The following is a 24676-nucleotide window of genomic DNA, read 5'->3' as shown; positions in this document are numbered from 1 at the left end:
TGCGCGACGGAGTGGGCGGCTAGCCCAGGTTCTTGCAGGTGGGCGGCGGCAGCGGGTTCAGCGGGCTGCACGGCCAGCCGGACGAGGACGGGGGCGCCGTCGTCGTCTGCGCGGGTGGGGGCGGGGCCTCTGCCGGGTTCGTCGCGGCCGGGGGTGGCGTGGTCTTCTTCGGCGTCTGCTGAGTGCTCGGGGTCGAGCTGCTCGGGCTCGATGACGCGCTGCTGCTGTTCGCGGTCGAGCTCTCCGTTGAGCTCGGCGGGGTGCCGGGGGTGGACGAGATCCAGGTGGACGCGGGCGTTCTGCTCGGCGGTTCTTCGCCGCCCGCCCCGTGGATCGCCATGCCTACCAGCACGCCGAGCAACGCTGACCCGAGCACAGCGGAACCACCTGCGGCCCACAGTGCGCGCACAGCAGTCCTCCTCGTCAATGCTCACGGTGTGAAGTCGGGCGATCACGCTCTTCGGCAGATTACCGGCTAGCCCGGTCGCAGGAGAACGCTCGCCTGGATGCCTTATCGGCTCCTTGATGGCCCCGGTTGAGTGATCGTCGTCACTGATCTGTGATCCGGGCGAGCACCAAACTGGCCCCGGCAAGGCCTGCCACCAGCACGGTTCCGGTCAGATGCCACGTTGGAGCGTCACCCGAGCAGGTGAACACCTCGGTGAAGCGTTCCGAGGAGCAGGTGACGAACGGGACCGACGAGAGGGCGATCGAAGAGGCAGCCACCCCGCCCAGCAGTGCGGAGCCAAACGTGCGCATCAACGGGAACGCGGCGTTGGCCGTGCCCACCGCCGCGATGGCGAAGAGGAGCGGTACGGGTCTCGGGAACAGGCCTGTCAGCGCGCAGCCGACCATCAGGACGCCGAGCACGGCCTGGCCGATCCTCGCCTGTGTCGCCACGGCTAGGGACCCTAACAACTCCGTAAGCTCTTTTCGGTCCGATTTGGGCCAGTATTTTCGGTATGCGTCATCGCCGATTCCTGATCCCCGTGTCAGTTTTGCTCGTCGTCGCGCTCGGGGTCGGGTTGTACCTGTTCCAGCCGTGGAGGCTGCTCACGGTTCGCGAAACGCACGACGCCTTGCTCGTGCCCGCCGCGCCGACTTCCGCGTCCGTCTCCGCGCCTGTCTCCACGTCCGTCCCGGTGCCCGCCGAAACGGCGAAAGAGGTCGCGGCGGGAGAGTGGCGCTCTCTTGAGCACGCTACGACGGGTAAGGCGAGCCTCATCAGGCTGCCGGGTGGTGGGCATTCGGTCCAGTTCGCCTCACTGGACACGAGCGATGGCCCTGACCTGTACGTTTACCTCTCTCCGCACGCGTCGAGCTCGTCGGAGAAGACGTTCGGCCAGGGATTCACGAGCCTCGGCAAGCTGAAGGGAAATCGTGGCGACCAGGTGTACGAAATTCCTTCCGGCGTGGATGTTTCCGGCATTCGGAGTGTCGTGATCTGGTGCCAGCGGTTCAGCGCGGGCTTCGCTGTCGCACCACTGGAACAAGCCTGAAACATCGGGCTTCCGGCTGCTCTCTTCGCACTATTGACTTTCTTGGTCTAGACCACATAGCGTTAACGTCAACGGACACAACAACGTCCCTTGCCGACGGGCGTGCGGAAGCCCCGTTGGCAAGGAGCACGGCTCACTGGGTGGGCCCACTGCGGCGGTGACGCGGCTCCAACTCTCCCCGGAGCCGCGTCGCCGCCGGTGGCGTTTACTGTGGTTCGTGCACACCAGGACCGTGGCGATCCACTACGTGCGTGCGGCGCTCCGCGCGTGCCCGGAGCCATCCGCCGTCCTGCACGGCGCGGGCATCCCCCCAAGCCTTCTCGCGGACGACCGTGCGCGCGTGACTCCCGCGCAGTACACGAAGTTCATCCAGACGCTCTGGGAAGTCCTCGACGACGAGTTCATGGGCTTCGGACCACGACCGTCCAAACGCGGCACGTTCGCCATGATGTGCCTGCTCGCCGTGCACTGCCCGGACCTCGAGTCGGCGCTGCGGCGCGGGCTCGCCTTCTACGCGCTCTTCGACGACCCGCTGGAGCTGTCCCTCGACGACGGCCGCTTCACGCTGCACATCCCCGGCGACCCCGACCACTTCCTGACCGAGTCGCTTCTCGTGCTGTGGCACCGCTTCTCGTCGTGGCTCATCGGCCGCCGCATCCCGTTGCAGAGCGCCGAGTTCGGTTATCCGGAACCCGCGCACGCCGCCGAGTACCACCTGATCTTCGGCTGCCCGCTGCGGTTCGACGCGAGCGCCACCACGATCGCGTTCGACCCGAAGTTCCTGCGCATGCCCGTCGTGCAGGACGAGGCGGCGCTGAGGCGGTTCCTGCGGCACTCGCCGGCGGAGTTGTTGTCGCGCCGGGACCACGGCGCCGACACGGCGGGGCACGTGCGGCGGCTGCTCGGGCGCGGTGTGACCGGGCTGGAGGCCGTGGCGGCGCAGCTCGGGGTGTCCGCGCCGACGTTGCGCAGGAGGCTGGCGGGTGAGGGGACGTCGTTCCGCGAGGTGCGCGAGCAGCTGCTGCGCGACCAGGCGGTGGCGTCGCTGGTGCGGGGCGGGGAGTCGGTGGAGGAACTGGCGCTGCGCCTCGGGTTCTCCGAGGCGAGCGCCTTCCACCGGGCCTTCAAACGCTGGACCGGCTCGTCGCCGGGCTCCTACCGGGCCTGAATCACCAGTCCCAGGCGTCTCCGACGGCCACCGTGTCGGAGGTGGCGGGCAGCAGCGTGTCGATCGACGCGGGGCCCGCCAGCGCGAGCATCGCGGCCGCGGCGGACATCATCGCAACGAAGAATTTTTTCATGTGAAAGAGAATGCGGCCGCCACGAGGACGGCCGCAAGCACTCCAAAACGTCCCAAAAGGTCAGAACCTGTCGCGCTCCCGCAGCGAGGCCGGCGGCCGGAACCGCTCCCCGTACGTGTCGGCGAGGTAGTCCGCGCGCTCCACGAACGCCTGCACGCCGTAGGAGTTGATGAACTGCAGCGTGCCACCGCTCCACGGCGCGAAGCCGAACCCGAAGATCGAGCCGATGTTCGCGTCCGCCACGGACGTCAGCACGCCCTCGTCCAGGCACCGCACGGTCTCCAGCGACTGCACGAACAGCAGCCGGTCGCGCACGTCCTGCTCGGACACCCCGGCGTCGGCCTTCGCGTACCGGGTCGTGAGCTCGGGCCAGAGGAACTTCTTCCCGCCCTCGGGGTACTCGTAGAAGCCCGCGCCGGTCGACTTCCCGCTGCGGCCCAACGACACCAGCTCGCGGATCAGGTCGTACGCCGGGCTCTCCGACACCAGCGACGGGTCGTCGGCGAGCGTCTGGTCGTGGATCTTCAGCTGCAACGACAGCGTCACCTCGTCCGACACCGCCAGCGGGCCGACGGCCATGCCGGACTTCTTCGCCACGTTCTCGATCAACGCCGGCGCCACGCCCTCGGCCAGCATCGAGATCGCCTCGATCACGTACGTGCCGAACGTCCGCGAGGTGTAGAAGCCGCGCGAGTCGTTGACCACGATCGGCGTCTTCCCGATCTGCCGCACGTAGTCCAGCGCGCGCTGGAGCGTCTCCTCGGACGTCTTCTCGCCGCGGATGATCTCCACGAGGCGCATCTTCGGCACCGGTGAGAAGAAGTGCAGGCCGATGAACCGCTCCGGCGCCGTGACCGCCGACGCGAGGCCGGTGATCGGCAGCGTCGAGGTGTTGGACGCGATCACCGCGTCCGGCAACGCCTTCGCCTCGGCGGCGGGCAGCACCTTGTTCTTGAGCTCGCGGTTCTCGAACACCGCCTCGATGATCAGGTCGCAGCCCGCGAGGTCGTCGTCGGAGTCGGTCGGCGTGATGCCTTCCAGGCCCTGAGCGCCCTTCTGGGCGCCTTCGAGGCTGACGTCCTTCAGCACCACCTGGATGCCGGCCTTCGCGGACACCTCGGCGATTCCGGCGCCCATCATGCCCGCGCCCAGCACGCCGAGCTTGGCCACGCGCTGGCCGGTGGCGGACGCGCGGCCGTTGACCTCGTTGAGGTTGAACCAGAACGCGGTGATCATGTTCTTGGAGACCTGACCGGAGGCCAGTTCCACGAAGTAGCGGCCCTCGATCTGCAACGCGGTGTCGAAGTCGACGTAGGCACCCTCGACGGCCGTCGCCATGATCTTCTCCGGCGCCGGGTACACGCCGTGCGACTTCTTGCTCAGCACCGCGGGAGCCGCGGCGAGAAGGCCGTAGCTGTTGGGATCGCCGAACTTCAGGTCCGGCACGCCCGCGCCCTGGACGTCCCACGGCTGCGTCGGCGCCGGGTTCGCCTTGATCCACGCGACGGCCTCGGAGATCAGTTCCTCGCGCGTCTCGACGACCTGGTGCACGATTCCGGCCTGCAGCGCGCGTTCCGGCCGCAGCTGCTTGCCCTCCATGAGCAACGGCAACGCCTTCTGCACGCCGAGCAGGCGCACCATGCGCGTGACGCCACCGCCGCCGGGCAGCAGGCCCAGCGTGGCCTCGGGCAGGCCGACGCGGATCTTGTCGTCGTTCACCACGATCCGGCGGTGCGAGGCGAGCGCGATCTCGAACCCGCCGCCGAGCGCGGTCCCGTTGATCGCGGCCACGACCGGCTTGCCGAGCTTCTCCAGCCGCCTCAGCTGGGACTTGAGCTCCTCGACGCCTTCCAGCGCCTGCGAGGCGTTCTCCGGCGTGATCGCGATCAGCACGTTGAGGTCGCCGCCGGCGAAGAACGTCTTCTTGGCGGACGTGATGATCACGCCGGTGATGTCGTCGCCCTCGAGCTTCGAGACCGCGTCACCCATCAGTTCGCGGTACTCGTCGTTCATCACGTTGGCGGAGCCGGACATGTCCATCGTCAGGGTGACGATGCCGTCCGCGTCCTTGTCGTAGTGGAACGTGCCAGAAGAATTCGACACCGGCTCAGACCCTCTCGATGATCGTCGCGATACCCATGCCGCCGCCCACGCACAACGTGGCGAGGCCGCGGCGCAGGTCCCGGCGCTCCAGCTCGTCCAGCAGCGTGCCCAGGATCATGCAGCCGGTGGCGCCCAGCGGGTGGCCCAGCGCGATCGCGCCGCCGTTCACGTTGACCTTGTCCTCGGGGATGTCCATGTCCCGCAGGAACTTCAGCACGACCGACGAGAACGCCTCGTTGACCTCGAACAGGTCGATGTCCTCGACCGAGAGCCCGGCCTTGTCCAGCGCCTTGCGCGCGGACGGTGCCGGCCCGGTGAGCATGATCGTCGGCTCGGTGCCCACGACGGCGACGGAGACGATCCGGGCGCGCGGGGTCAGGCCGAGGGCCTTGCCGGTCGCCGCGGAGCCGATCAGCATCGCCGCGGCGCCGTCGACGATCTGCGACGAGTTGCCCGGCGTGTGCACGTGGCTGATGCGCTCGACGGTGGGGTAGCGGTCGATCGCGACGGTGTCGTAGCCGAGGTCGCCGTGGAACTGGAAGCTGGGCTTGAGCCGCCCGAGCGACTCCACTGTGGACTCGGGACGGATCGTCTCGTCCTCCTTGAGCACCACCGTGCCGTTCTGGTCGACGACCGGCACCACGGACCGCTCGAACCGGCCGTCCTTCTGCGCCTCGAACGCGCGGGCGTGCGACCGGGCGGCCCACGCGTCGACGTCCGTGCGGGAGAAGCCCTCCAGCGTCGCGATCAGGTCGGCCGACACGCCCTGCGGCACGAACGACAGGTCGAAGTTCGTCGCGGGGTCGATCGCCCACGCGCCGCCGTCGGAGCCCATCGGCACGCGCGACATCGACTCGACGCCGCCCGCCACCACCAGGTCCTCGAACCCGGACGCGACCTTGGCCGCGGCGAGGTTCACCGACTCGAGGCCCGAGGCGCAGAACCGGTTGAGCTGCACCCCGGCCGGACGCTGGTCCCAGCCGGCGGCCAGCACGGCGGTGCGGGCGATGTCGCCGCCCTGCTCACCGAGGGGAGACACCACGCCGAACACGACGTCGTCCACCGCGGAGGTGTCGAGAGAGTTGCGTTCGGACAGCGCGCGCAGCACACCAGCGGCCAGATCGACGGGCTTCACGCTGTGCAGCGACCCGCGCTTCCCCTTGCCGCGCGGCGTGCGCACCGCGTCGAAGATCAAGGCTTCGCTCATGACACCACGCTAGGCCCGCGCGTTGGAGCTGGCCATGACCGTGAAGGGTGACCGATTAGCTCACCCGGAACTCCATGTGCTCCGGTTCTTCGGTGTCGACGAAGCCCAGGCGTTCGTAGAGGCGGCGAGCAGGCAGGTTGTGGTCGTACACCTGCAGTCGCACGATCTTCCAGCCCTCCTCGGCTGCCCACTTCTGCACCGTCCTGACCAGCGCCTCGCCCACGCCACGGCCTCGGTGGGAGTCGCGGACCCACATCGAGTAGAGGTAGAGCCCCTCCGGCTTCGCGGTGGCGGCGACCAGGGCGACGGGACGGCCGTCGAGCGCCACGAGCTTCAGGCCCTCGGCCGCGCGGTCACGCCACTCGTTCTCGGTGTACGCCTGCTCGCGCGCCAGGGTGGAGCCGAACTCCTCGGGGTCGCTGGCCAGCGCCTCCAGACGGGTGTCACGCCAGAGCTCCCACTCGTCCGGCATGACCTGGTGGATCTGCATACGAGGCAGTCTGGACGACCGGGGTGGGAATTTCGCTCAGTTTTTCGGGTCCGCGCAGGCGCGGCGGTCATGGCGTGGATCACCGCCCGGTGGTTTCGTGGACCGCATGGCAGAGCGTCGATCGCGGTGGATGGACAGCGACCTGGACCAGTTGCGCCAGCTCGCCCGCACGTTCATGGAGAAGGAGGTCGTGCCGCACCAGGAACGCTTCGCCGAGCAGAAGCAGGTCGACCGCGACCTGTGGCGCAAGGCCGGTGAGCTCGGGCTGCTGTGCCTCAGCATCCCCGAGGAGTACGGCGGCGGTGGCGGCACGTTCGCCCATGAGGCCGTGTTGCTGGAAGAGCAGGCACGGGCCGGTGACAGCTCGTGGGGCAACAGCGTGCACAGCGGCATCGTGGCGCACTACCTCAACTCCTACGGCTCCGAGGAGCAGAAGCAGCGCTGGCTGCCCAAGCTCGCGTCCGGTGAGTACGTCGGCGCGATCGCGATGACCGAACCCGGTGCGGGCTCCGACCTCCAGGGCATCCGGACGAAGGCCATCAGGGACGGCGACGAGTACGTCATCAACGGCTCGAAGACGTTCATCACCAACGGCCTGCAGGCCGACCTGGTCATCGTCGTCGCCAAGACCGACCCGGCCCAGGGCGCGCAGGGCATCTCGCTGCTCGTCGTGGAGAACGACATCCGGCGCGGCCGCGTGCTCGACAAGGTCGGCATGAAGGGCCAGGACACCGCCGAGCTGTTCTTCGACGACGTCCGCGTGCCCGCGACCAACCTCCTCGGTGAGCAGGAGGGCCTCGGGTTCATCCAGCTGATGCACCAGTTGCCGCAGGAACGCCTGATCATCGGCGTCTGCTGCATCGCGGGCATCGAGGCCGCCGTGGACGTCACGCTGAAGTACGTGAAGGACCGCAAGGCGTTCGGCAAGGAGCTGATCAAGTTCCAGAACACCCGGTTCAAGCTCGCCGAGTGCGCCACCGAGGCGGCCGTGACCAGGGCGTTCATCGACGAGTGCATCGAGAAGCACCTGAAGGGCGAACTGGACGTGCCGACCGCGGCGATGGCGAAGTGGTGGGCCAGCGACCGGTTGAGCAAGGTCGTCGACGAGTGCGTGCAGCTGTTCGGCGGCTACGGCTACATGAACGAGTACCCGATCGCACGCGCCTGGTCCGACGCACGCGTGCAGCGGATCTACGGCGGGACGAACGAGATCATGAAGGAAATCATCGCGAGGTCCTTGTGACCGGCCCTCTCGCAGGGCTGCGCGTCATCGAGCTCGCCGGCCTCGCGCCCGCGCCGTTCGGTGCGATGGTGCTGGCGGACCTCGGTGCCGACGTGATCCAGGTGCACAAGCCGGGGAGCGTGCAGACGATCCCCGGCGACTTCCTCGGCCGCAACCGGCGCTCGATCGCCGTCGACACGCGCAAGCCGGAGGGTGCCGAACTGGTTCTCGGACTGGTCGAGCGCTCGGACGTGCTGATCGAGGGCTTCCGGCCGGGCGTGACCGAACGGCTGGGCATCGGCCCCGCGCAGTGCCTGGCCCGCAACCCGCGCCTTGTATATGGACGCATGACCGGCTGGGGCCAGGACGGGCCGCTCGCCGACCGCGCCGGCCACGACATCAACTACATCGCCGTCGCGGGTGCGCTGGAGCCGCTGGGACGGGCAGGAGGGCCGCCGTCGTTCCCCATCAACCTCCTGGGCGACTTCGGCGGGGGAGGGCTGCTGCTGGCTCTGGGCGTGCTCGCCGCACTGTATGAACGGGAGCGCTCCGGACGCGGCCAGGTCGTGGACACCGCGATGGTCGACGGGGCGGCGCTGCTGACGACGTTCCTGCACGGGATGCGGTCCGCGGGCATGTGGTCGGGCGGGCGTGGCGAGAACATGCTCGACGGTGGAGTGCCGTTCTACGACGTCTACGAGGCCGCCGACGGGCGGTACGTGGCCATCGGCGCGCTGGAGGAGAAGTTCTACGCCGACCTGGTGCGCGTGCTGGGCCTGGAGGACGCGCCCTCGCGCAACGATCCGGCGAACTGGCCTGAGCTGCGGGAGCGCATCGCGGCGGCGGTGAAGACCCGGCCGCGGGACGAGTGGGCTGACCTGGCGCGGGACACGGACGCGTGCCTGGCTCCGGTGCTGACTCCTGCCGAGGCGGCGCATCACCCGTACAACGCAGCCCGCGACACTTTCGTGGACGTGTCGGGCTCGCCGCACCCGGCTCCGGCGCCCCGGTTCGACCGCACTCCCGCGGCGGTTCCCACGGCTCCTGTTTCGCCCGGAACGAACACCGGGGAAGTGCTTGCCGACATGGGTGTGGCGGCCGATCGAATTATGGAACTGCGGCGGTCTGGAGTAATTGGATAATGCTCGGACGCGCATTAATAGCGCCACGAAGGCGTGACGGTGCGTGATGGGGTGAGTTCGGCATCCGGGTGAGCCCCGGTGCAACAGTCTCTCTTCCAAGCTGTGGGATGCGAGGGAGTCCGTGTTCACCTCGTGCCCAGGACATCGGCGCTGTTGAGGCCCCTCTTTAGCCGCCATTCGGGTGACATTGGCCGTCACGCAGGCGTGCGTCCCAGGTAGATCCTGGGACGAGTTGGGCGTGGTCGTTGTTCATCGCAAGGGTGAATGAGGGACCATGACGGGTGACACGGGCGGTCCGCCGCCTGACCGGTGAACCACACGGACGGAGAGGTACCTGTGAACCTCAAGAAGGTGCTAGTGCTGGCGGGCGTCGCGCTGGTGCTGTTCCTCCTGATCACCCAGCCCGAGCAGTCCGCCTCGGCGGTGCAGCAGGTTCTCGGCTGGCTGCGTCAGGGCGCGGAGTCGATCATCACCTTCATCAGGAGCCTCTTCGGCACGGCCACCCCGCTCAGCTAGTGACGTTGGGTGATCTTCGGCCGTCTGCGTTGAGCCGGATGGGTGGAATGAGGCCAATCACGCACTGGTAACGGGTGTTCTGGGGATTCAGGGTCTGGCGATTGTCAGACCTACCGAATACCTTCCGCTGCAATGGCCGATCCCCGACCGACGAGGAGGCACATATGGTCGAGGACTCCGGGGTCCACGAGCTGTTGCAGCAGTGGGCGGCTGAACGGTCTGATGACGCAGAGATGCAGGAGGTGAACCGGATCAAGAACGCGTGGCTCGCGGAGGCTCCCCCCTCGGCGCCAGGCATCCCCGTGCAGCGGGGAGGCAGGAGTGGGTCGCGTGGCTTGGTCAAGGTCGACTCGGCGGATCCGGCCTACGTGGCCGCGATGCGCAAGCGGGCGCCGGAGGCACCCGAGGCACTGCTCGCCGCCGCGGCGAGCTACTGGCAGCTGGTGGGCGACGTCGCCGAGGCCGAGCAGTGGTGGGACGCGGGCATCAGCCCGTTGGACCAGCGCGCGCTCGACTACCGCGCGGCCGGCCTGTCTCCTGCCGATCTCGGGAGGCGCCTGGGACCGATGACGGTTCTCCAGCACCTTCGTCGTGGCTCCGCCGCGGCCTGGTGCGTTGCTCGTCTGCAGAGGCAGCGCCGGGACGGCGTGGCGTAGTGGACCGGGCTGTCGGAGGCGGCAGCCCTGTATCCATTCGTTGAACGGGCACGCGCGCTCGTGCGGGGCGCGCTCGCCAACGTTCGTTCGCCGTTTTTCCGCTGAGGGCCGAGGCCCTCACACCCCACGGGGCGGTCTCCTTCCGGAGACCCACCCAAGTAGTGTGGAGGTCGTGCGCGGCCTCCTTACTCCCCAACGTGTGCTGATCGCGTTCGCCTGTCTGGCGGCGCTGGTCGCCTGTTGCGGACTCGCCTGGTGGCAGTGGCAGCGCTTCGAGTCCGCCAGCGGCACGTTCCAGAACCTCGGGTACGTGCTCCAGTGGCCGCTCTTCGGCCTCTTCCCTCTCTTCATGGTGTGGCGGTTCCGTCGGCTGGCACGTCAGCGCCGTGACGAGGATCCGGTTGCGCCTGCTCTGGAGCCGATGGCTACCGTTGTCGCCGTCAAACCCGCGCCTGTCGAGCAGTTCGACGACGAAGAAGACGCGGAGCTCGCGGCCTACAACCGCATGCTCGCGAACCTCAACGCGCGGGACGGTCGTTGAGCGAAGGCGGGCAGATGAAGGGTGCGTTGACCCGGTTCAGGGTCATGGCTTACGTGGTCGGAGTCTTCCTGCTGCTCCTGGTCGTGGCCATGGTGCTCAAGTACGCCGCGGACATGGGCGGCGCGATGAAGGTCGTCGGCCCGATCCACGGCTTCCTCTACGCCATCTACCTGGTGATTTCCGTCGACCTGGCGCTGAAGCTGCGCTGGTCGATCAAGGGCACCCTGCTGGTGCTGCTCGCCGGCACGGTCCCGTTCCTGTCCTTCTGGGCGGAGCGCAAGGTGGTCGAGAAGACGGCGCAGGGCGTGCCGCTGTGACGTTTGGCCTGCTAGCGTCTGGGGCTACCAACTGAACACGGCCGTCGATGTCGCGCGGAAGAGACCCCTCCAGCAGGGGCGCCGAAGGAGCAATCCCTCCCCGGAATCTCTCAGGCACAGGTACCGCGCGACGAAGGCAACTCTGGAAAGCAGGCTGCTCGGCAGCCTCGCCCACGGTGCAAGCCACTTCGGTGGTGAAGCTCTCAGGCTCATGACAGAGGGGGAGGCTCGCTCTAGTGAGGAGTCTCCGATGGATCGTGTCATTCTTCTGATGCCTCAGCCGGCCGCGTCCGGCTCTTCGGCGCACCCTGGAGGAGCGTTCTGATGTCCCGCCTCACGCCTCTGAACGCCGAGCACGAGCAGCTCGGCGCGATGTTCACCGACTTCGCGGGCTGGCGGATGCCGCTGCGCTACTCGTCCGAACTCGCCGAGCACCACGCCGTGCGCACCACCGCTGGCCTGTTCGACCTCACGCACATGGGTGAGATCGTCCTGACCGGACCGCAGGCGGGCGAGGCCCTCGACTACGCGCTGGTCGGGCACATCTCCGCGCTGGCCGTCGGCAAGGCCCGCTACACGATGATCACCCAGGCCGACGGCGGCGTGCTCGACGACCTGATCGTGTACCGCCTGGGCGACCAGGAGTTCATGGTCGTCGCGAACGCCTCCAACGCCGCCGTCGTGGCTGAGGCCCTGGTCGAGCGCGCAGCCGGGTTCGACACCGTCGTCACCGACAAGTCGACCGACTACGCGTTGATCGCGATCCAGGGCCCGAAGTCCGTTGAGATCCTCTCCGGCCTGACCGAGACGGACCTGGCGTCAGTCAAGTACTACGCCTCGTACCCTTCCACCGTGGCCGGAGTCGACGCGTTGCTCGCGCGCACGGGTTACACGGGCGAGGAGGGCTTCGAGCTCTTCGTCGCACCCGCCGACGCGCCGGCCGTCTGGGCCGCGCTGCTGTCCGCGGGCGAGGCGCACGAGCTCAAGCCGTGCGGTCTCGGCTGCCGCGACACGTTGCGCCTCGAAGCCGGAATGCCCTTGTACGGCAACGAGCTCACGACGTCGCTGACGCCGTACAACGCGAACCTGGGCCGTGTCGTGAAGCTCGACAAGCCCGGCGACTTCGTGGGCCGCGACGCGCTGGCCAAGGTCGCCGAGTCCGGGGTGGACTCGGTCCTGGTCGGACTGAAGACGCCCGAACGCCGTGCCCCGCGCCACGGTTACGCGGTGCTCAACGGCGACGAGGTCGTGGGCGAGGTGACGTCGGGCGCGCTGTCCCCGACCCTCGGCTACTCCGTCGCCATGGCCTACGTGTCACGGGCCAGTGCCGAGCCCGGCACCCCACTGCTGGTCGACGTCCGCGGCAAGAAGCAGCCGGTCGAGGTCGTCGCACTTCCGTTCTACAAGCGCGCCAAGTAGGGAGATTCTCCAGATGTCCGACCAGTTCAACGCTTCCCTCGCGGAGTACGACCCCGAGGTCGCCGAAGCCGTTGCGGCCGAGTTGGCGCGCCAGCAGGGCACTCTCGAGATGATCGCCTCGGAGAACTTCACGCCCGTGTCGGTGTTGCAGGCCCAGGGCTCCGTCCTCACGAACAAGTACGCCGAGGGGTACCCCGGCCGCCGCTACTACGGCGGCTGCGAGCACGTGGACGTCGTCGAGCGGCTCGCCATCGAGCGCATCAAGTCGCTCTTCGGCGCGGGCTTCGCGAACGTCCAGCCGCACTCGGGCGCGCAGGCCAACGCGGCCGCGATGTTCGCGCTGCTCCAGCCCGGCGACACGATCCTGGGCCTGGACCTCGCGCACGGCGGCCACCTGACGCACGGCATGCGCATCAACTTCTCCGGCAAGCTCTACAACGTCGTGCCGTACCACGTCGCGGACTCCGACGGCCGCGTCGACATGGCCGAGGTCGAGCGCCTGGCGACCGAGCACCGCCCGAAGCTGATCGTGGCCGGCTGGTCCGCCTACCCGCGCCAGCTGGACTTCGCCGAGTTCCGCCGCATCGCGGACTCGGTCGAGGCCTACCTGATGGTCGACATGGCGCACTTCGCCGGCCTCGTCGCCGCCGACCTGCACCCGTCGCCCGTGCCGCACGCGCACGTCACGACGACCACGACGCACAAGACCCTCGGCGGTCCCCGTGGTGGCGTGATCCTGTCGAACGACGCCGACATCGCGAAGAAGATCAACTCGGCGGTGTTCCCCGGCCAGCAGGGCGGTCCGCTGGAGCACGTCATCGCGGCGAAGGCCGTGGCGTTCAAGCACGCCGCCTCGCCGGAGTTCGCCGACCGTCAGCGTCGCACGCTGGAGGGTTCGCGGATCCTGGCCGAGCGTCTGTCGCAGGCGGACGTCGCCGCGGCCGGCGTGAAGGTGCTGACCGGGGGCACCGACGTGCACCTGGTCCTCGTCGACCTGGTCAACTCCGAGCTCGACGGCAAGCAGGCCGAGGACGTGCTGCACCAGATCGGCATCACGGTCAACCGCAACGCCGTTCCGAACGACCCGCGTCCGCCGATGGTGACGTCCGGTCTGCGGATCGGTACGCCCGCGCTGGCCACCCGCGGGTTCGGCGAGGTGGACTTCACCGAGGTCGCCGACGTGATCGCGGAGGCACTGAAGCCGGGCGCGGCGATCGACGAACTGCGTGCGCGCGTCGAGGTGCTGGCGGCGAAGCACCCGCTGTACTCCACGCTCTGAGCTGAGAAACCGAAGGGGCGCCACCGGAGATCCGGTGGCGCCCCTTCGGCTTTCGTGACCCTGGAGCGAAACGACGGGAACCCCGGCCCCTTCCCCAGGGCCGGGGTTTCACCGTGTCAGGGTGATGTGTGTCTCAGATGGACCGTCCTAACGGGATGCTGTGGGGTTACGCAGCCGGAGCCGTCACACCAGGCGGGAGGCACTCGACGTTGCGCTTGCCGTTGGGCTGGATCACGAACCACGTGCCGCCGATGCCCTGGCCGGCCCACTTGCCCGGCGCCGGGTCCTTCGAGTACGTGTAGAGACCCCAGCCGTCGATGGCGACCTGCTTCTTGCCGTCAGCGCGGGTGATCAGCGAGACCAGCTTGGAGTCGACGCCTTCCAGCTGCGGGATCGTGTCCGCGAACAGCGGCGGCCACGTCACGGCGCACTGGTCGTTGCAGTTGGACTTGCCTTCCGGCTTCGGGACGTCCTTGTCGAAGCGGTAAAGGGTGCGGCCGTCGCCGTCCTGGACGACCTGACCCATCTTGTCCACGCTCTTGCCGACCAGCCTCAACGTGCTGACGGGGGCTGCTGCGGGGGGCTGTGCAGCCGGGGGCTGCGCGGCCGGAACTTCCGGGGCCTGCTGCTGAACTGGGGCTTCGGGGGCCTGCGCGGGCTCCTGGAGTACCGGGGGCTGACCCACGTCGCCGTAGTCACCGAGGACGCCCAGATCGGTTTCGGTTTGTGCCACCGGCTTGGAGTTCGTGCCACTGCCAGTGGCGCTCCAGACACCCAGACCCAGCACAACTGCCAGTCCCGCGGCGAGCCCGATGGCAATGCGGTTACGTCGGATCACACTCATGTCCTCCTCGTCCATCCGTTCGCTCTATCGAGGCCATACGGGCGGGGTTGCGTCTCGGTTCAGAAACGAACCGAACCTCGTCCTGTCTCGAACGTCGGGGGGAGTCAGGTCATGCAGGAGGTGCAGGGTGGTCGTCGCAGGTCAGCTGGCGGGAATGGCCGAACGGGTGCTGGGTGCGCCGTTGCCAATCGGATTTCGAGCCTGGGACGGAAGTGTGGCCGGGCCGCAGGACGGCACGGTGCTCGTGATCCGGTCCCGCGACGCGTTGCGGAGGCTCGTGTGGAGTCCGAACGAGCTGGGGCTCGCGCGCGCGTACGTGAGCGGGGAGCTCGATGTGGAGGGTGATCTCGCGACCGGTCTCTCGCAGATCTGGGGGCTCGTCCGGCGGGGAGTGACCCGGCGGCCGCGTCTTTCGGAGGTCGCGAAACTCGCATTGCAACTGAAAGTGCTGGGACGCAATCCGGATGCGCCGAAGGAGGAGGCACGGCTGCGGGGCGCGCTGCACACGAAGAGCCGTGACCGCGATGCCATTTCGCATCACTACGATCTGAGCAACGACTTCTACCAGCTCGTGCTCGATCCGAGCATGGCCTACTCGTGCGCGTACTTCACGTCCGAGGACGAGTCGGTCGCGCAGGCGCAGCACAACAAGCTGGACCTCGTGTGCCGCAAGCTCGACCTGCGGCCGGGCATGCGCCTGCTCGACGTCGGCTGCGGGTGGGGTTCGATGATCATCCACGCCGCGAAGCACTACGGCGTGCACGCGACCGGCGTGACGATCTCCGCGCAGCAACGCGCACACATCCTTGGTCGAATCGAGGCCGAGGGACTGACCGGTCGCGTCGAGGTGCGGTTGCAGGACTACCGCGAGGTGAGCGGCGAACCGTTCGACGCGATCTCCACGATCGAGATGGGCGAGCACGTCGGCGAGAGCAACTACCCCGAGTACGCCGCGACGCTGCACCGGTTGCTCAAGCCGGAGGGACGCCTGCTGCTGCAGCAGATGTCGCGCGGCCACAACGCGCCCGGCGGCGGGGCGTTCATCGAGTCGTACGTCGCGCCGGACATGCACATGCGCCCGGTCAGCGCGACCACCGGCTTCCTCGAGGGAGCCGGCCTGGAGATCCGAGATGTGCACGCGTTGCGCGAGCACTACGTTTGGACCGTGCGGGCGTGGGCGGAGACTCTCGAAGAGCGGTGGGACGAGGTCGTCGCGCTGGTCGGTGAAGGACAGGCGCGGGTCTGGCGGCTGTACCTCGCGGGCGGCGCGCTGACGTTCGAGGAGGGCCGGATGGGCGTGGACCAGATCCTGGCGGTGCGCAGGAGCGAGAACGGCCGCAGCGGCATGCCGCGCGTCCGTCGTGAGCTGGTGGCCCGATGAGCTTCCTGATCAGCTTCCTGGCCGTTCTGCTGCTGCTCAGCGGCCTGTTCCTGTACGCGGACTCCCGCAAGCGCTACGACCTGATCGACTCCGTGTGGGGCCCCGGGTTCGCCGTGATCGCGGTGATCACGCTCCTGTTCGCGGAGGGCGAACCAACTCGGCAGTGGGTGGTCGCCCTCCTCACCGTGGTGTGGGGCGTACGCCTGGGCGTGCACATCCACTCGCGCAACCGGGGCAAGGACGAGGACCCGCGTTACCAGGACATCTTGAGGCGTGCCAAGGGAAACCCGCGCCTGCGGATGTACCGCGTCTACCTGACCCAGGCCGTGCTGATGTGGATCGTCTCGCTGCCGATCCAGGCCGCACAGCACCTTTCGGCCCCTTTCGGAGTGCTAGATTGGCTGGGCACTGGCGTGTGGTTGGTCGGCTTCGTCTTCGAGGCCGTGGGTGACTGGCAGCTCTCCCGGTTCCGTGCGGACCCGGCTAACAAGGGCGCCGTGATGGACCGCGGATTGTGGCGCTACACAAGGCATCCGAACTACTTCGGTGACGCTGTCGTGTGGTGGGGCCTCTACCTGTTCGCACTGCATTCGTGGCTCGCCGCGCTCACGATCATCGGCCCGGTGATCATGACGCTGCTCCTGGCCAAGGGCACCGGCAAACCGTTGCTGGAGAAGGACATCGTGTCGCGCCGTCCCGGTTACGCCGAGTACGTGCGGCGCACCAGCGGCTTCGTTCCGTTGCCTCCCAAGAGCAAGGTGGGCTAGGCGCGTTTTCGCGGGCTCCGCGGTCGCGCGCTTGCGCCTGCGGAGCCCGCGGTTCGGCGGCTCGTTCGTGCCTTGCCTCGGGTTGTGTCGCGGTCTCGTGACCGGTCGGCAGGCTGGGCGCGGCGTTCGTCCGTGCTGTGCGCCCGCGTCGCGCGCCGCTGAGCCCGAGCGTCGCGTGCGCACTACCAACCTCGTGCCACCGGCCCGCAGCGCACGCCCAGCGGTGGCGCTCGCAACCCCCTCCCGGTCTGTATCGCGCCAGGCAGTGCACGTCACAGCACCCGTGCGGTACGCGTGCGCGGGTTAGTGTTGGCGGGTGGGCAACGACATCTCCTTCCCGCGCCAACAGGCGCGCACCCAGCGGTTCACCGTCGGCGCACCGAGGACCTTCGCGGTGTCGGCGGACGGCGGACGTGTCTTCTTCCTCCGCCCGGCCACGGCCACAAGCCGTGCGAACGGGCTCTGGGAGCTGAACACGTCCACCGGCGTCGAACGGCTGCTCGCCGACCCGGCGACGCTGCTGTCCGATCCGGAGGACCTGCCCGCCGAGGAGAAGGCACGCCGCGAGCGCACGCGTGAGTCCGGCGCGGGCATCGTCGGCTACGCCCTCTCCCGGGACGCCTCGGTGGCCTCGTTCGCGCTGTCCGGTCGCCTGTACGTGGCCGACCTGACGGACGGTGCCGTCCGTGAGCTGCCTACGCGGGGTGGCGTCATCGACCCGCGCGTGGACCCGACGGGGCGGCGCGTGGCGTACGTCACGCACGGCACCCTGCGGATGGTCGAGCTGTCCTCGGGCGAGGACTACGCCGTCGCCGAGCCGGACGGCGAGGACGTGACGTTCGGCCTGGCCGAGTTCATCGCGGCCGAGGAGATGTCGCGCTATCGCGGCTACTGGTGGGAGCCGAACGGCGACCGCCTCATCGTCGCGCGCGTGAACAACGCCGAGGTGCAGCGCTGGTACATCGCCGACCCGGCGAACCCCGCCACCGCGGCCACCGAGATCGCCTACCCGGCGGCCGGCACGACCAACGCCGCCGTGTCGCTGCACGTCGTGTCGCTGGACAGCACCTTCGTGCCGGTCCTGCTCGACTTCGACTACCTCAACGACGTGCACTGGTCGTCCGGCGGCGCCCCGCTGATCACCACGCAGACCCGTGACCAGCGCACCCGCACGATCTACACGCTGGCCCCCGACACCGGTGCCGTCACCGAGCTCGCGGTCGAGACCGACCCGACGTGGCTCGAGGTCACCGACGGCGCTCCGGCCTGGACGCCGGACGGTCGCCTCGTGCGGATCGTGGAGGAGGGCGACGAGTACGCGCTCCGAGTGGGCGACGACGTCCTGACCTCCGGCCTCCAGGTGCGCCGGGTGCTCGACATCGCCGACGACTCGATCCTGGTCACCGCCTCGGCGGACGACCCGACGCAGGTGCACGTCTACTCCGTCGGCGAGACCGTCGAGCAACTGTCCTCTGAGGACGGTGTGCACTCCGCGGTTCGGGGCGGTGACACGGTTGTCTTCGTTTCGGCCACTTTGGACACCTTCGGCGCACGGGTGCGCGTCGGCGACCACGTGATCGAGTCGTGGGCGGACACCCCGGTCCTCAAGGCGTCCCCGCGCATGCTGACCCTCGGCGAACGCGACCTCCGCGCCGCCCTGTTGCTGCCCACAGGCCACGTCCCCGGCACCAAGCTCCCGGTGCTGATGGACCCGTACGGTGGCCCGCACGCCCAGCGCGTCATCTCGGCCCAGAACGCCTTCCTGGCCTCGCAGTGGCTGGCGGACCAGGGCTTCGCGGTCATCGTCGCCGACGGCCGCGGCACCCCGGGCCGGGGCCTCGCCTGGGAACGCGCGATCGCGTTCGACTTCGCCGGCGCCACCCTCGAAGACCAGGTGGACGCCCTCCACGCGGCCGCCGCGATCGAACCGGACCTCGACCTCACGCGAGTGGCGATCCGAGGCTGGTCCTACGGCGGCTACCTGAGCGCCCTGGCGGTCCTGCGCCGCCCGGACGTCTTCCACGCGGGCATCGCCGGCGCCCCGGTGACCGACTGGCGCCTCTACGACACCCACTACACCGAGCGCTACCTGGGCCACCCGGACGACAAGCCGGAGATCTACGACGCGAACTCGCTCATCGCCGACGCGGACAAGCTCTCCCGCCCGCTGATGATCATCCACGGCCTGGCGGACGACAACGTGGTGGCGGCCCACACCCTGCGCCTGTCCAACGCCCTGCTGGCCGCCGGCCGTCCACACACCGTGCTGCCGCTCTCCGGCGTCACCCACATGACCCCGCAGGAACAGGTGGCGGAGAACCTGCTCCTCCTGCAGGTCGACTTCCTCAAGCAGTCACTCGCCTGAGACCACCGGGTCCTATCCTCCACAGGACGAACCGCCATCGGTGACGGCGGACTTCCGTGGGGGGAAGAAACGTGGCGAAGTTCAGGTGCAAGTGCGGCACGATCACTCGGGACGACGATCCCGACCATGGTCTGCTCATGTTCTCGCACGGCGAGTTCGACAACGACATCGTCGAAGAACTGTCGGACGTGGTGGGCGTCAGCAGGCAGGTGATCGACTGTCCTGGGTGTGGCCGACTGTGGGTCTGGTGGAACCGCGACTTCTCCAGCACGCCGGTCGAGTACGTCCGGCAGCCACCCGATCCTGACTAGGTGCCAGCCGCCTGACGAACAGCGAAAGGGGCGCCTCCCGCAACGGGAAGCGCCCCTCTCCGCAATCTGAAACCGATCAGGCCAGCGACTGCCGCACCCGGTAGGGCGGAATGCTGTTGCCCACCAGCGCCAGGTCGTCGATCGACTCCGGCTCGTACCCGGCCGTCTTCAACCGCTCGACCATCAGCGCGGTCGGGTCCTCGACGACGTCCGCGCGGCCGAACAGGTACGCCCACTCGTGCTCGTCGGAGCCGTAGTAGGCGACGGTGTCGAACACCTCGTTGAACCGCTGCCAGGAGCGGATCAGGGTGGTGTTGCGCCACATCGTCTGGCAGCCGGACTGGTTGACGACGACGCCGCCGGGACGCAGCAGCGCCTTGCACATGCGCAGGAAGTCCGCGCCGTACAGGCGGTTGTGCTGCGCCTCCTCCTCGCGCTCGTCGGGCAGGTCCACCAGCACGATGTCGTACTTCTCCGACGTCGTGCGGATGTACTCGAACCCGTCGATGTACTGCACGCGGATCGGGCCGTCACCCTTCTCCGCGGCGGCCAGCTCCGAAAGCGAGTACCCGTACGGCAGGTGCTCCGCGCACAGCTTCACGGCCTGCTCGTCGATGTCGATGTGGTCGACGACCGTCGCTCCGTGCTGCACGGCCATCTGGCACACGACACCCTCGGAGGAGCCGATGACCAGCACGCGCTCGACGGTGTCGGCCAGCAGCAGCGCCGGCACCATCAGGGCCTCGTGGTAGGTCAGCTGGCTGAACTCCGTCGACTGGCGGTCGTTGTCGCAGAACAGCGACAGACCCTGCGCCGTGCGGGCGATCACCAGGTGCTGGAAGTCGGTCTTGGTGTCGACCAGCACCTCGTCCACCTGCCAGTGGCGGGTCATGCCATCGGCGAGCGGCTCGTTGATCGTGTTCACGCGACATGCTCCTTGACGCCACGAGTGACGAGGTCCGTGCTCACATGAGCAGCGCCCAGAGCGTCAGCGAGTAGTTGGACGGCCAGCGCCGGTTTCGCACGGGTACCGCAGGTGAACACGTCGACGAACACCGAACCCACTTCGGGATAAGTGTGGATCGACGCATGGGATTCCGACAGCAGGGCCAGCACGGTGACTCCTTGAGGATCGAACTTCTTGGAGATCACCTCCAGCACGGTTGCGTCGGCCTGCGTGAGAACCTCACCAAGGGCGTGCCGCAGGAACTGCTCGTCGTCGAGCAGATCCGCGCTCACACCCGAGAGCTCTGCAAGTACGTGCTGTCCCGCGAACAAACCGACGGTCTCCTCGGTCTGACAGGGCGCTTCGGACATCAATCACTCCAAACTATGTGAATTGCGAACAGGCTTAGACGCAGTACGTGGCCAACGGCGGGAAGCCGTTGAAGCACACGGACGAGTAGGAGGAGGTGTAGGCGCCCGCGTGGAGGATGTCCACGTGGTCACCCGCCTTCAGATCGAGCGGCAGGTCGTAGCGGGTGTGCTGGTAGATGACGTCGTCCGCGTCGCACGTCGGGCCGGCCAGCACGATCGGGCCGGTCGGGCCGCCGTCGCGTGAAGTCCGCAACGCGTAGGCGATCGCCTCGCCCTCGGTCTCGGCGAGACCCTGGTAGCGGCCGATGTCGATGTACACCCAGCGGCGTTCGTCCGAATAGGACTTCCGCGACACCAGCACGACCGACGAACGGATCATCCCGGCCTCGGCGGAGATCGCGCGGCCGGGCTCGATCATCACCCTGGGACGCAAAGCGCCGAAGTGGCGAGCGATGGACGCCTCGATGGCGGCGCCGAAGTCGTCGAGAGAAGGCGTGGAAGCCTGGTACACGGCCGGAAGCCCGCCGCCCAGGTTCACCGTCGACGTCTCGATGCCTTCCGCACGCAGCTTCGCGGCGATCAGCGCGGCGTCGGCGATGCCGGAGTCCCAGCCCTCGACGGAGAGTTGCTGCGAGCCCGCGTGGAACGCGATGCCGAGAGGAACGAGTCCCAGCTGGTGCGCGAGCCGCAAGAGATCCGTCGCCATCTCCGGATCGCAACCGAACTTGTTGCCGAACGGGTAGGTGGAACCCTTGCTGTGGACAAGAATCCGCACCAGTACGGACGAACCGGGCGCGTGCTCGGCGACGAACCGCACGTCCTGCTCGCTGTCCGACACGAACATCCGCACGCCACGGGAGTGGGCGTACGCGATGTCAGCGGCCTTCTTGATGGGGTTGCTGTAGGAGATCGACGACGGTGCGGCGCCGCGCGCCAGGCACAGGTCGATCTCCGCGGGAGATGCCACGTCGAAGTGCGAACCCTCCGCGACCAGCGTGGCGACCACGTCGGACTCCGGGTTCGACTTGACCGCGTAGAAGATGTCGATGGACGGCAGCGCCGCGCGAATCGCCTGGTAGCGCGCGCGAATCGTCTCGAGGTCGATCACCAGACACGGTGTCGACGGGTTCTCCTGGTCCAGGAAACGCCGAATACGAGCCTCTGCCTCGTAACGCCGGTCGACGGCGAAGCTCTCGGTCATTTCCCCAGGGTTCCCCCTTCATCCGCCTCGCGGTCCGTACGCGGGCACGGCCGTCCACTCTACGGCCTTGACACCGCAATCGCGCAATCCAGTACAGCCGAGTGTGATTTAGCCAGCAGAACGCAGCTCGATCATCGTGATGTCCGGGGGCGCGCCCACGCGCACCGGCGGACCCCAGAAACCCGCGCCACGACTGGTGTAGAGCCAGGTGTCGTCCACCTTCGACAACCCGGCGGTGCTGGGTTGCTGCAGCGGCACAAGGAAGTTGAACGGCACCATCTGTCCACCGTGTGTATGACCGGACAACTGGAGGTCTACGCCGTGTGAAGAGGCGTCCGCGACCTGCACGGGCTGGTGTGACAACAGGACTACGGGGTTGTTTCGGTTTCGTCCCGCGAGAGCGCGGCCGAAGTCCGGGCCGTCGTCGTAGGACTTGCCGGTCACGTCGTTCACGCCCACGACCTCGATGCCGCCGGCGACGGTCAAACCCTCGTTGCGCAACGGGTTCACGCCGAGCTTGTCCAGCTCCGCGATCCACTGCTCGTGCCCGGAGAAGTACTCGTGGTTACCGGTCACGAAGAAGCTGCCGTGCTGGGAGACCAGGTCCCGCAACGGTGCCGCGGCCTCGCCCAGTTCGGCGACGGTGCCGTCCACCAGGTCGCCGACGATCGCGACCATGTCGGCCTGCTGCTCGTTGATCATCCGCACGATCCGTTCGGTGTGCGAACGCCCGAGCAGCGGCCCGAGGTGGATGTCGCTGACGACCGCGATCCGGAAGCCCGACAACGACGACTGCAGCTTGTTCAGCGTTACCGGCACGTTCAGCAACTGCGGGTCGCCCAGCGCCTGCGTCATGCCGTACCCGACGACGCCGCCCGCCGCGACGCCGGAACCGATCGCCACCGAGCGCGCGATGAACAGCCGCCGCGACGGGTCCGGCACGATCTCCACGGGTTCGGCGGGACCGGCGCCGGCGGCCACCGGCGTGAGCGCGGCCCGCTTCAGCAGGATCCGGCGCGGGATCTCCGCGACGCCGAGCGCGATCGCCAGGTAGAACAGCAGGGCCAGCCACACGAACCCCGGCCAGGCGAAGAACTTCCCGTACTCCGGCGGCACCCTGCGCGTGACGACCAGCGCGCTCATCAGCATCACGAACGCGCCGATGATCGCCACGGTGCCGATGCGGCGCCCGAGCGTGCGGGGGAGCGTCGTGTCCACGACCAGCCGCCGCCACAGGTACAAATGGCCCAGTGCTGCCGGGACACCGAGGAGCAAAAGGAAAATCACGACATCAGTATGCGTTTCCAGAACTTCGTGCAACCCGCCAGGCCCCACGTGGCGTGACTAACCCGGCACCGCAGATTAGGGGGAAACCTGATGAGTGATCGGGACGCCGCGTTCCAGGAGTACTTCGCGGCCCGTTCCGACGTCATGCGCGGCACGGCGTACCTGCTGTGCGGCGACTGGCATCGCGCGGAAGACCTCGTGCAGCAGGCCTTCACCAAGCTGTACCTGGCTTGGCGGCGGATCGAGCGGCACGAGGCGCTGGACGCCTACACCAGGCAGATCCTGGTGCGGACGTTCCTGTCCGAGCGACGGCGCGGGTGGTTCCGGTTCGAGTCGGCGAGTGACGACCTGACCGACTCGGCGGCTCCGCCGGGCGTCTACCCCGAGGAACGGATGGTGCTGCTGGAGGCGCTGGCGAAGGTGCCTCCGAAGCAGCGTGCGTGCCTCGTCCTGCGGTACTGGGAGGACATGTCCGTCGAACAGACGGCCACGGTTCTCAAGTGTTCGGAAGGAACCGTAAAGAGTCAGGCCGCGCGGGGGCTGCAGACGCTGCGCGGTCTGCTCGCACAGCAGGAGAGGGTTCGATGAACGAACAGGACCTCAAGCGAGCTTTTCAGGATGTGGTGGTGGCGAGCAGCCCGCCGCCGTCGATGGATCCGGGCATCGCGCTCGACAGGGCGCACAAGGCCCGTTCCAAGCGGCGGGCGTCCATCACCGGGGCCGCGGTCGCCGTGCTCGTGGTCGGTGTCGGGCTCGGGTCGGCGTTCGCGCTGAACCCGCAGGGCACGAAGGACTACCTGGTCGGCGCGGGGCAGAGCAGCAGCTCGAATCCCGCCGCGACGGGGTCGCAGTGGGGCGAGCAGTGGCCGGTCGGGCAGTCCGACCGGACGGCCACCAGCGGGCCGCAGGCCGACCGCGGCACGCAGTTGCTGAACCTGGCCAGGGCGTCCGTGCCGGCCGGGTACGAGGCGCCGGACCTGAAGTACAAGGATCCGGCCATGCACGGCGGCATGCTCCGCGCCCAGGCTCAGGTCTCGAGCAACAAGGGTGAGACGCCCGAAATCTGGGAGTACACGGCGTACGTGCCGGTGCGCAAGGACGACAAGGTCGGCCAGCTGACCGTGACCGTGACCACGCCGAATCCGAAGAACCTGACGGAGCCGTGTGCGGTGGCCAACCGCGCCCACGGCAGTGAGGGCGCCGACTGCAAGATCTACGAAGTCGCAGGAAACCAGGTCGGGGTCGCCTCTCCCGTGAACCCCGCACTGGGCAATGCGACGACGGCGTCCTACCGGGCGGCCAACGGCTGGACGGTGACGATCACGCAGGCGGAGGAGTACTCGTACAGCGGTTATCCGAAGCTGGACAGGCAGCCGTTCTTCGCGCCGGAAATGGCGGCGCTCACGGCGGATCCGAAGTTCCTGCTCGGTAGCTGAGTTCGCGTTCGAGTTCGGAGGGCGGTCACGATTTGTGGCCGCCCTCTCTCGCTGCTCCGATCGGGTGTTTTGCCA

Annotated in this window: 28 protein-coding genes and 2 riboswitches; of the genes, 18 read left to right on the top strand and 10 right to left on the bottom strand. The window is 68.3% G+C overall.

The genetic code is table 11. The features are described from left to right. Positions 1–38: 38 nt before the first annotated feature. Positions 39–182 carry a hypothetical protein gene (locus tag ACH413_RS12990; protein WP_360041429.1) on the top strand — a complete coding sequence of 48 codons (144 nt, stop codon included), beginning with the start codon at positions 39–41 and terminating at the stop codon, positions 180–182. Next, positions 183–479 (top strand): hypothetical protein, encoded by a 297-nt coding sequence (locus ACH413_RS12985; RefSeq protein ID WP_360041426.1) that lies wholly within the window; start codon positions 183–185, stop codon positions 477–479. A gap of 70 nt (positions 480–549) precedes the next feature. Here ACH413_RS12985 and ACH413_RS12980 read toward each other — a convergent pair whose 3' ends face one another. Beyond that, positions 550–900 (bottom strand): hypothetical protein, encoded by a 351-nt coding sequence (locus ACH413_RS12980; RefSeq protein ID WP_319977219.1) that lies wholly within the window; start codon positions 898–900, stop codon positions 550–552. An 89-nt stretch (positions 901–989) separates the two neighbouring features. Here ACH413_RS12980 and ACH413_RS12975 point away from each other — a divergent pair, with 89 nt between their 5' ends. Next, complete coding sequence (locus ACH413_RS12975) at positions 990–1499, top strand: DM13 domain-containing protein (RefSeq protein WP_360041422.1); 510 nt, start codon at positions 990–992, stop codon at positions 1497–1499. A 217-nt stretch (positions 1500–1716) separates the two neighbouring features. Next, entirely contained in the window at positions 1717–2667 is a 951-nt protein-coding gene (locus tag ACH413_RS12970) for an AraC family transcriptional regulator (RefSeq protein ID WP_360041419.1), read from the top strand. A gap of 1 nt (position 2668) precedes the next feature. On the opposite strand, the gene ACH413_RS12965 is transcribed toward ACH413_RS12970, so the two are convergent. From ACH413_RS12965 to ACH413_RS12950, 4 genes are all read right to left on the bottom strand, one after another. Further along, positions 2669–2800, bottom strand: a complete 132-nt coding sequence (locus ACH413_RS12965; RefSeq protein ID WP_360041416.1) for a hypothetical protein — start codon at positions 2798–2800, stop codon at positions 2669–2671. 60 nt (positions 2801–2860) lie between these two features. Next, positions 2861–4840: a 3-hydroxyacyl-CoA dehydrogenase NAD-binding domain-containing protein gene (locus tag ACH413_RS12960; protein ID WP_360041754.1), complete on the bottom strand. Its 1980-nt coding sequence runs from the start codon at positions 4838–4840 to the stop codon at positions 2861–2863. 67 nt (positions 4841–4907) lie between these two features. Beyond that, entirely contained in the window at positions 4908–6110 is a 1203-nt protein-coding gene (locus ACH413_RS12955) for an acetyl-CoA C-acetyltransferase (RefSeq protein WP_319977214.1), read from the bottom strand. A 55-nt stretch (positions 6111–6165) separates the two neighbouring features. After that, positions 6166–6600, bottom strand: coding sequence for a GNAT family N-acetyltransferase (locus ACH413_RS12950; protein ID WP_360041413.1), 435 nt, complete (start codon positions 6598–6600; stop codon positions 6166–6168). 106 nt (positions 6601–6706) lie between these two features. Here ACH413_RS12950 and ACH413_RS12945 point away from each other — a divergent pair, with 106 nt between their 5' ends. From ACH413_RS12945 to glyA, 8 genes are all read left to right on the top strand, one after another. Then, positions 6707–7843 (top strand): acyl-CoA dehydrogenase family protein, encoded by a 1137-nt coding sequence (locus tag ACH413_RS12945; protein ID WP_360041410.1) that lies wholly within the window; start codon positions 6707–6709, stop codon positions 7841–7843. Further along, entirely contained in the window at positions 7840–8964 is a 1125-nt protein-coding gene (locus tag ACH413_RS12940; RefSeq protein ID WP_360041407.1) for a CaiB/BaiF CoA-transferase family protein, read from the top strand. The genes ACH413_RS12945 and ACH413_RS12940 overlap by 4 nt, the downstream gene beginning before the upstream one ends. Positions 8965–9300: 336 nt before the next feature. Continuing rightward, positions 9301–9480 (top strand): hypothetical protein, encoded by a 180-nt coding sequence (locus ACH413_RS12935; RefSeq protein WP_030476968.1) that lies wholly within the window; start codon positions 9301–9303, stop codon positions 9478–9480. A 164-nt stretch (positions 9481–9644) separates the two neighbouring features. Next, on the top strand, positions 9645–10136 hold the full coding sequence (locus ACH413_RS12930) for a transcriptional regulator (protein WP_090012227.1): 492 nt from the start codon (positions 9645–9647) through the stop codon (positions 10134–10136). Between the two features lie 172 nt (positions 10137–10308). Continuing rightward, positions 10309–10677, top strand: a complete 369-nt coding sequence (locus ACH413_RS12925; protein WP_360041402.1) for a hypothetical protein — start codon at positions 10309–10311, stop codon at positions 10675–10677. A 14-nt stretch (positions 10678–10691) separates the two neighbouring features. Further along, positions 10692–10994: a DUF3817 domain-containing protein gene (locus ACH413_RS12920; RefSeq protein WP_093597120.1), complete on the top strand. Its 303-nt coding sequence runs from the start codon at positions 10692–10694 to the stop codon at positions 10992–10994. Positions 10995–11039: 45 nt separating this feature from the next. Further along, positions 11040–11130: riboswitch (glycine riboswitch) on the top strand. Continuing rightward, positions 11131–11222: riboswitch (glycine riboswitch) on the top strand. It begins immediately after the preceding riboswitch. A 96-nt stretch (positions 11223–11318) separates the two neighbouring features. Further along, positions 11319–12413: a glycine cleavage system aminomethyltransferase GcvT gene (gcvT, locus tag ACH413_RS12915; RefSeq protein WP_360041399.1), complete on the top strand. Its 1095-nt coding sequence runs from the start codon at positions 11319–11321 to the stop codon at positions 12411–12413. Between the two features lie 13 nt (positions 12414–12426). After that, complete coding sequence (gene glyA, locus ACH413_RS12910; RefSeq protein WP_360041396.1) at positions 12427–13692, top strand: serine hydroxymethyltransferase; 1266 nt, start codon at positions 12427–12429, stop codon at positions 13690–13692. A gap of 166 nt (positions 13693–13858) precedes the next feature. On the opposite strand, the gene ACH413_RS12905 is transcribed toward glyA, so the two are convergent. Further along, entirely contained in the window at positions 13859–14536 is a 678-nt protein-coding gene (locus tag ACH413_RS12905; protein ID WP_360041393.1) for a hypothetical protein, read from the bottom strand. Between the two features lie 154 nt (positions 14537–14690). Here ACH413_RS12905 and ACH413_RS12900 point away from each other — a divergent pair, with 154 nt between their 5' ends. The 4 genes from ACH413_RS12900 (at position 14691) to ACH413_RS12885 (ending at position 19360) form a co-directional block, all read left to right on the top strand. Beyond that, complete coding sequence (locus ACH413_RS12900) at positions 14691–15917, top strand: cyclopropane-fatty-acyl-phospholipid synthase family protein (RefSeq protein ID WP_360041751.1); 1227 nt, start codon at positions 14691–14693, stop codon at positions 15915–15917. Continuing rightward, positions 15914–16684 (top strand): DUF1295 domain-containing protein, encoded by a 771-nt coding sequence (locus tag ACH413_RS12895; RefSeq protein ID WP_360041390.1) that lies wholly within the window; start codon positions 15914–15916, stop codon positions 16682–16684. The genes ACH413_RS12900 and ACH413_RS12895 overlap by 4 nt, the downstream gene beginning before the upstream one ends. Before the next feature lie 316 nt (positions 16685–17000). After that, positions 17001–19049: a prolyl oligopeptidase family serine peptidase gene (locus ACH413_RS12890; protein ID WP_360041387.1), complete on the top strand. Its 2049-nt coding sequence runs from the start codon at positions 17001–17003 to the stop codon at positions 19047–19049. A 71-nt stretch (positions 19050–19120) separates the two neighbouring features. Continuing rightward, positions 19121–19360 carry a hypothetical protein gene (locus ACH413_RS12885; RefSeq protein ID WP_360041384.1) on the top strand — a complete coding sequence of 80 codons (240 nt, stop codon included), beginning with the start codon at positions 19121–19123 and terminating at the stop codon, positions 19358–19360. Positions 19361–19436: 76 nt separating this feature from the next. Here ACH413_RS12885 and ACH413_RS12880 read toward each other — a convergent pair whose 3' ends face one another. From ACH413_RS12880 to ACH413_RS12865, 4 genes are all read right to left on the bottom strand, one after another. After that, complete coding sequence (locus tag ACH413_RS12880) at positions 19437–20252, bottom strand: spermidine synthase (RefSeq protein WP_360041748.1); 816 nt, start codon at positions 20250–20252, stop codon at positions 19437–19439. 29 nt (positions 20253–20281) lie between these two features. Then, a complete protein-coding gene (gene speD / locus ACH413_RS12875; protein WP_319977204.1) occupies positions 20282–20677 on the bottom strand; it encodes an adenosylmethionine decarboxylase in 396 nt (131 codons plus the stop codon). A gap of 34 nt (positions 20678–20711) precedes the next feature. Next, a complete protein-coding gene (locus ACH413_RS12870; RefSeq protein ID WP_360041380.1) occupies positions 20712–21878 on the bottom strand; it encodes a type III PLP-dependent enzyme in 1167 nt (388 codons plus the stop codon). 108 nt (positions 21879–21986) lie between these two features. Further along, positions 21987–23165 carry a metallophosphoesterase gene (locus tag ACH413_RS12865; RefSeq protein ID WP_360041377.1) on the bottom strand — a complete coding sequence of 393 codons (1179 nt, stop codon included), beginning with the start codon at positions 23163–23165 and terminating at the stop codon, positions 21987–21989. A 90-nt stretch (positions 23166–23255) separates the two neighbouring features. Here ACH413_RS12865 and ACH413_RS12860 point away from each other — a divergent pair, with 90 nt between their 5' ends. Then, entirely contained in the window at positions 23256–23753 is a 498-nt protein-coding gene (locus ACH413_RS12860; RefSeq protein WP_360041374.1) for a SigE family RNA polymerase sigma factor, read from the top strand. After that, a complete protein-coding gene (locus ACH413_RS12855) occupies positions 23750–24601 on the top strand; it encodes a hypothetical protein (RefSeq protein ID WP_360041371.1) in 852 nt (283 codons plus the stop codon). The genes ACH413_RS12860 and ACH413_RS12855 overlap by 4 nt, the downstream gene beginning before the upstream one ends. The last annotated feature ends 75 nt before the right edge of the window (positions 24602–24676 follow it).

Source organism: Lentzea sp. NPDC020367, assembly GCF_044387305.1.
Classification (GTDB): Bacteria; Actinomycetota; Actinomycetes; order Mycobacteriales; family Pseudonocardiaceae; genus Lentzea.
Note: the sequence above shows the minus strand (reverse complement) of the source record. Positions and strands in the feature narration are given on the sequence as shown.

Coding starts and splice junctions, on each gene's coding strand:
- glyA (WP_360041396.1), top strand. CDS start 12,427: ATGTCCGACCAGTTCAACGCTTCCCTCGCGGAGTACGACCCCGAGGTC.
- ACH413_RS12955 (WP_319977214.1), bottom strand. CDS start 6,110: ATGAGCGAAGCCTTGATCTTCGACGCGGTGCGCACGCCGCGCGGCAAG.
- ACH413_RS12870 (WP_360041380.1), bottom strand. CDS start 21,878: ATGACCGAGAGCTTCGCCGTCGACCGGCGTTACGAGGCAGAGGCTCGT.
- ACH413_RS12895 (WP_360041390.1), top strand. CDS start 15,914: ATGAGCTTCCTGATCAGCTTCCTGGCCGTTCTGCTGCTGCTCAGCGGC.
- ACH413_RS12960 (WP_360041754.1), bottom strand. CDS start 4,840: ATGGACATGTCCGGCTCCGCCAACGTGATGAACGACGAGTACCGCGAA.
- ACH413_RS12945 (WP_360041410.1), top strand. CDS start 6,707: ATGGCAGAGCGTCGATCGCGGTGGATGGACAGCGACCTGGACCAGTTG.
- ACH413_RS12965 (WP_360041416.1), bottom strand. CDS start 2,800: ATGAAAAAATTCTTCGTTGCGATGATGTCCGCCGCGGCCGCGATGCTC.
- speD (WP_319977204.1), bottom strand. CDS start 20,677: ATGTCCGAAGCGCCCTGTCAGACCGAGGAGACCGTCGGTTTGTTCGCG.
- ACH413_RS12880 (WP_360041748.1), bottom strand. CDS start 20,252: ATGACCCGCCACTGGCAGGTGGACGAGGTGCTGGTCGACACCAAGACC.
- ACH413_RS12905 (WP_360041393.1), bottom strand. CDS start 14,536: ATGAGTGTGATCCGACGTAACCGCATTGCCATCGGGCTCGCCGCGGGA.
- ACH413_RS12920 (WP_093597120.1), top strand. CDS start 10,692: ATGAAGGGTGCGTTGACCCGGTTCAGGGTCATGGCTTACGTGGTCGGA.
- ACH413_RS12855 (WP_360041371.1), top strand. CDS start 23,750: ATGAACGAACAGGACCTCAAGCGAGCTTTTCAGGATGTGGTGGTGGCG.
- ACH413_RS12930 (WP_090012227.1), top strand. CDS start 9,645: ATGGTCGAGGACTCCGGGGTCCACGAGCTGTTGCAGCAGTGGGCGGCT.
- ACH413_RS12900 (WP_360041751.1), top strand. CDS start 14,691: ATGGCCGAACGGGTGCTGGGTGCGCCGTTGCCAATCGGATTTCGAGCC.
- ACH413_RS12950 (WP_360041413.1), bottom strand. CDS start 6,600: ATGCAGATCCACCAGGTCATGCCGGACGAGTGGGAGCTCTGGCGTGAC.
- gcvT (WP_360041399.1), top strand. CDS start 11,319: ATGTCCCGCCTCACGCCTCTGAACGCCGAGCACGAGCAGCTCGGCGCG.
- ACH413_RS12860 (WP_360041374.1), top strand. CDS start 23,256: ATGAGTGATCGGGACGCCGCGTTCCAGGAGTACTTCGCGGCCCGTTCC.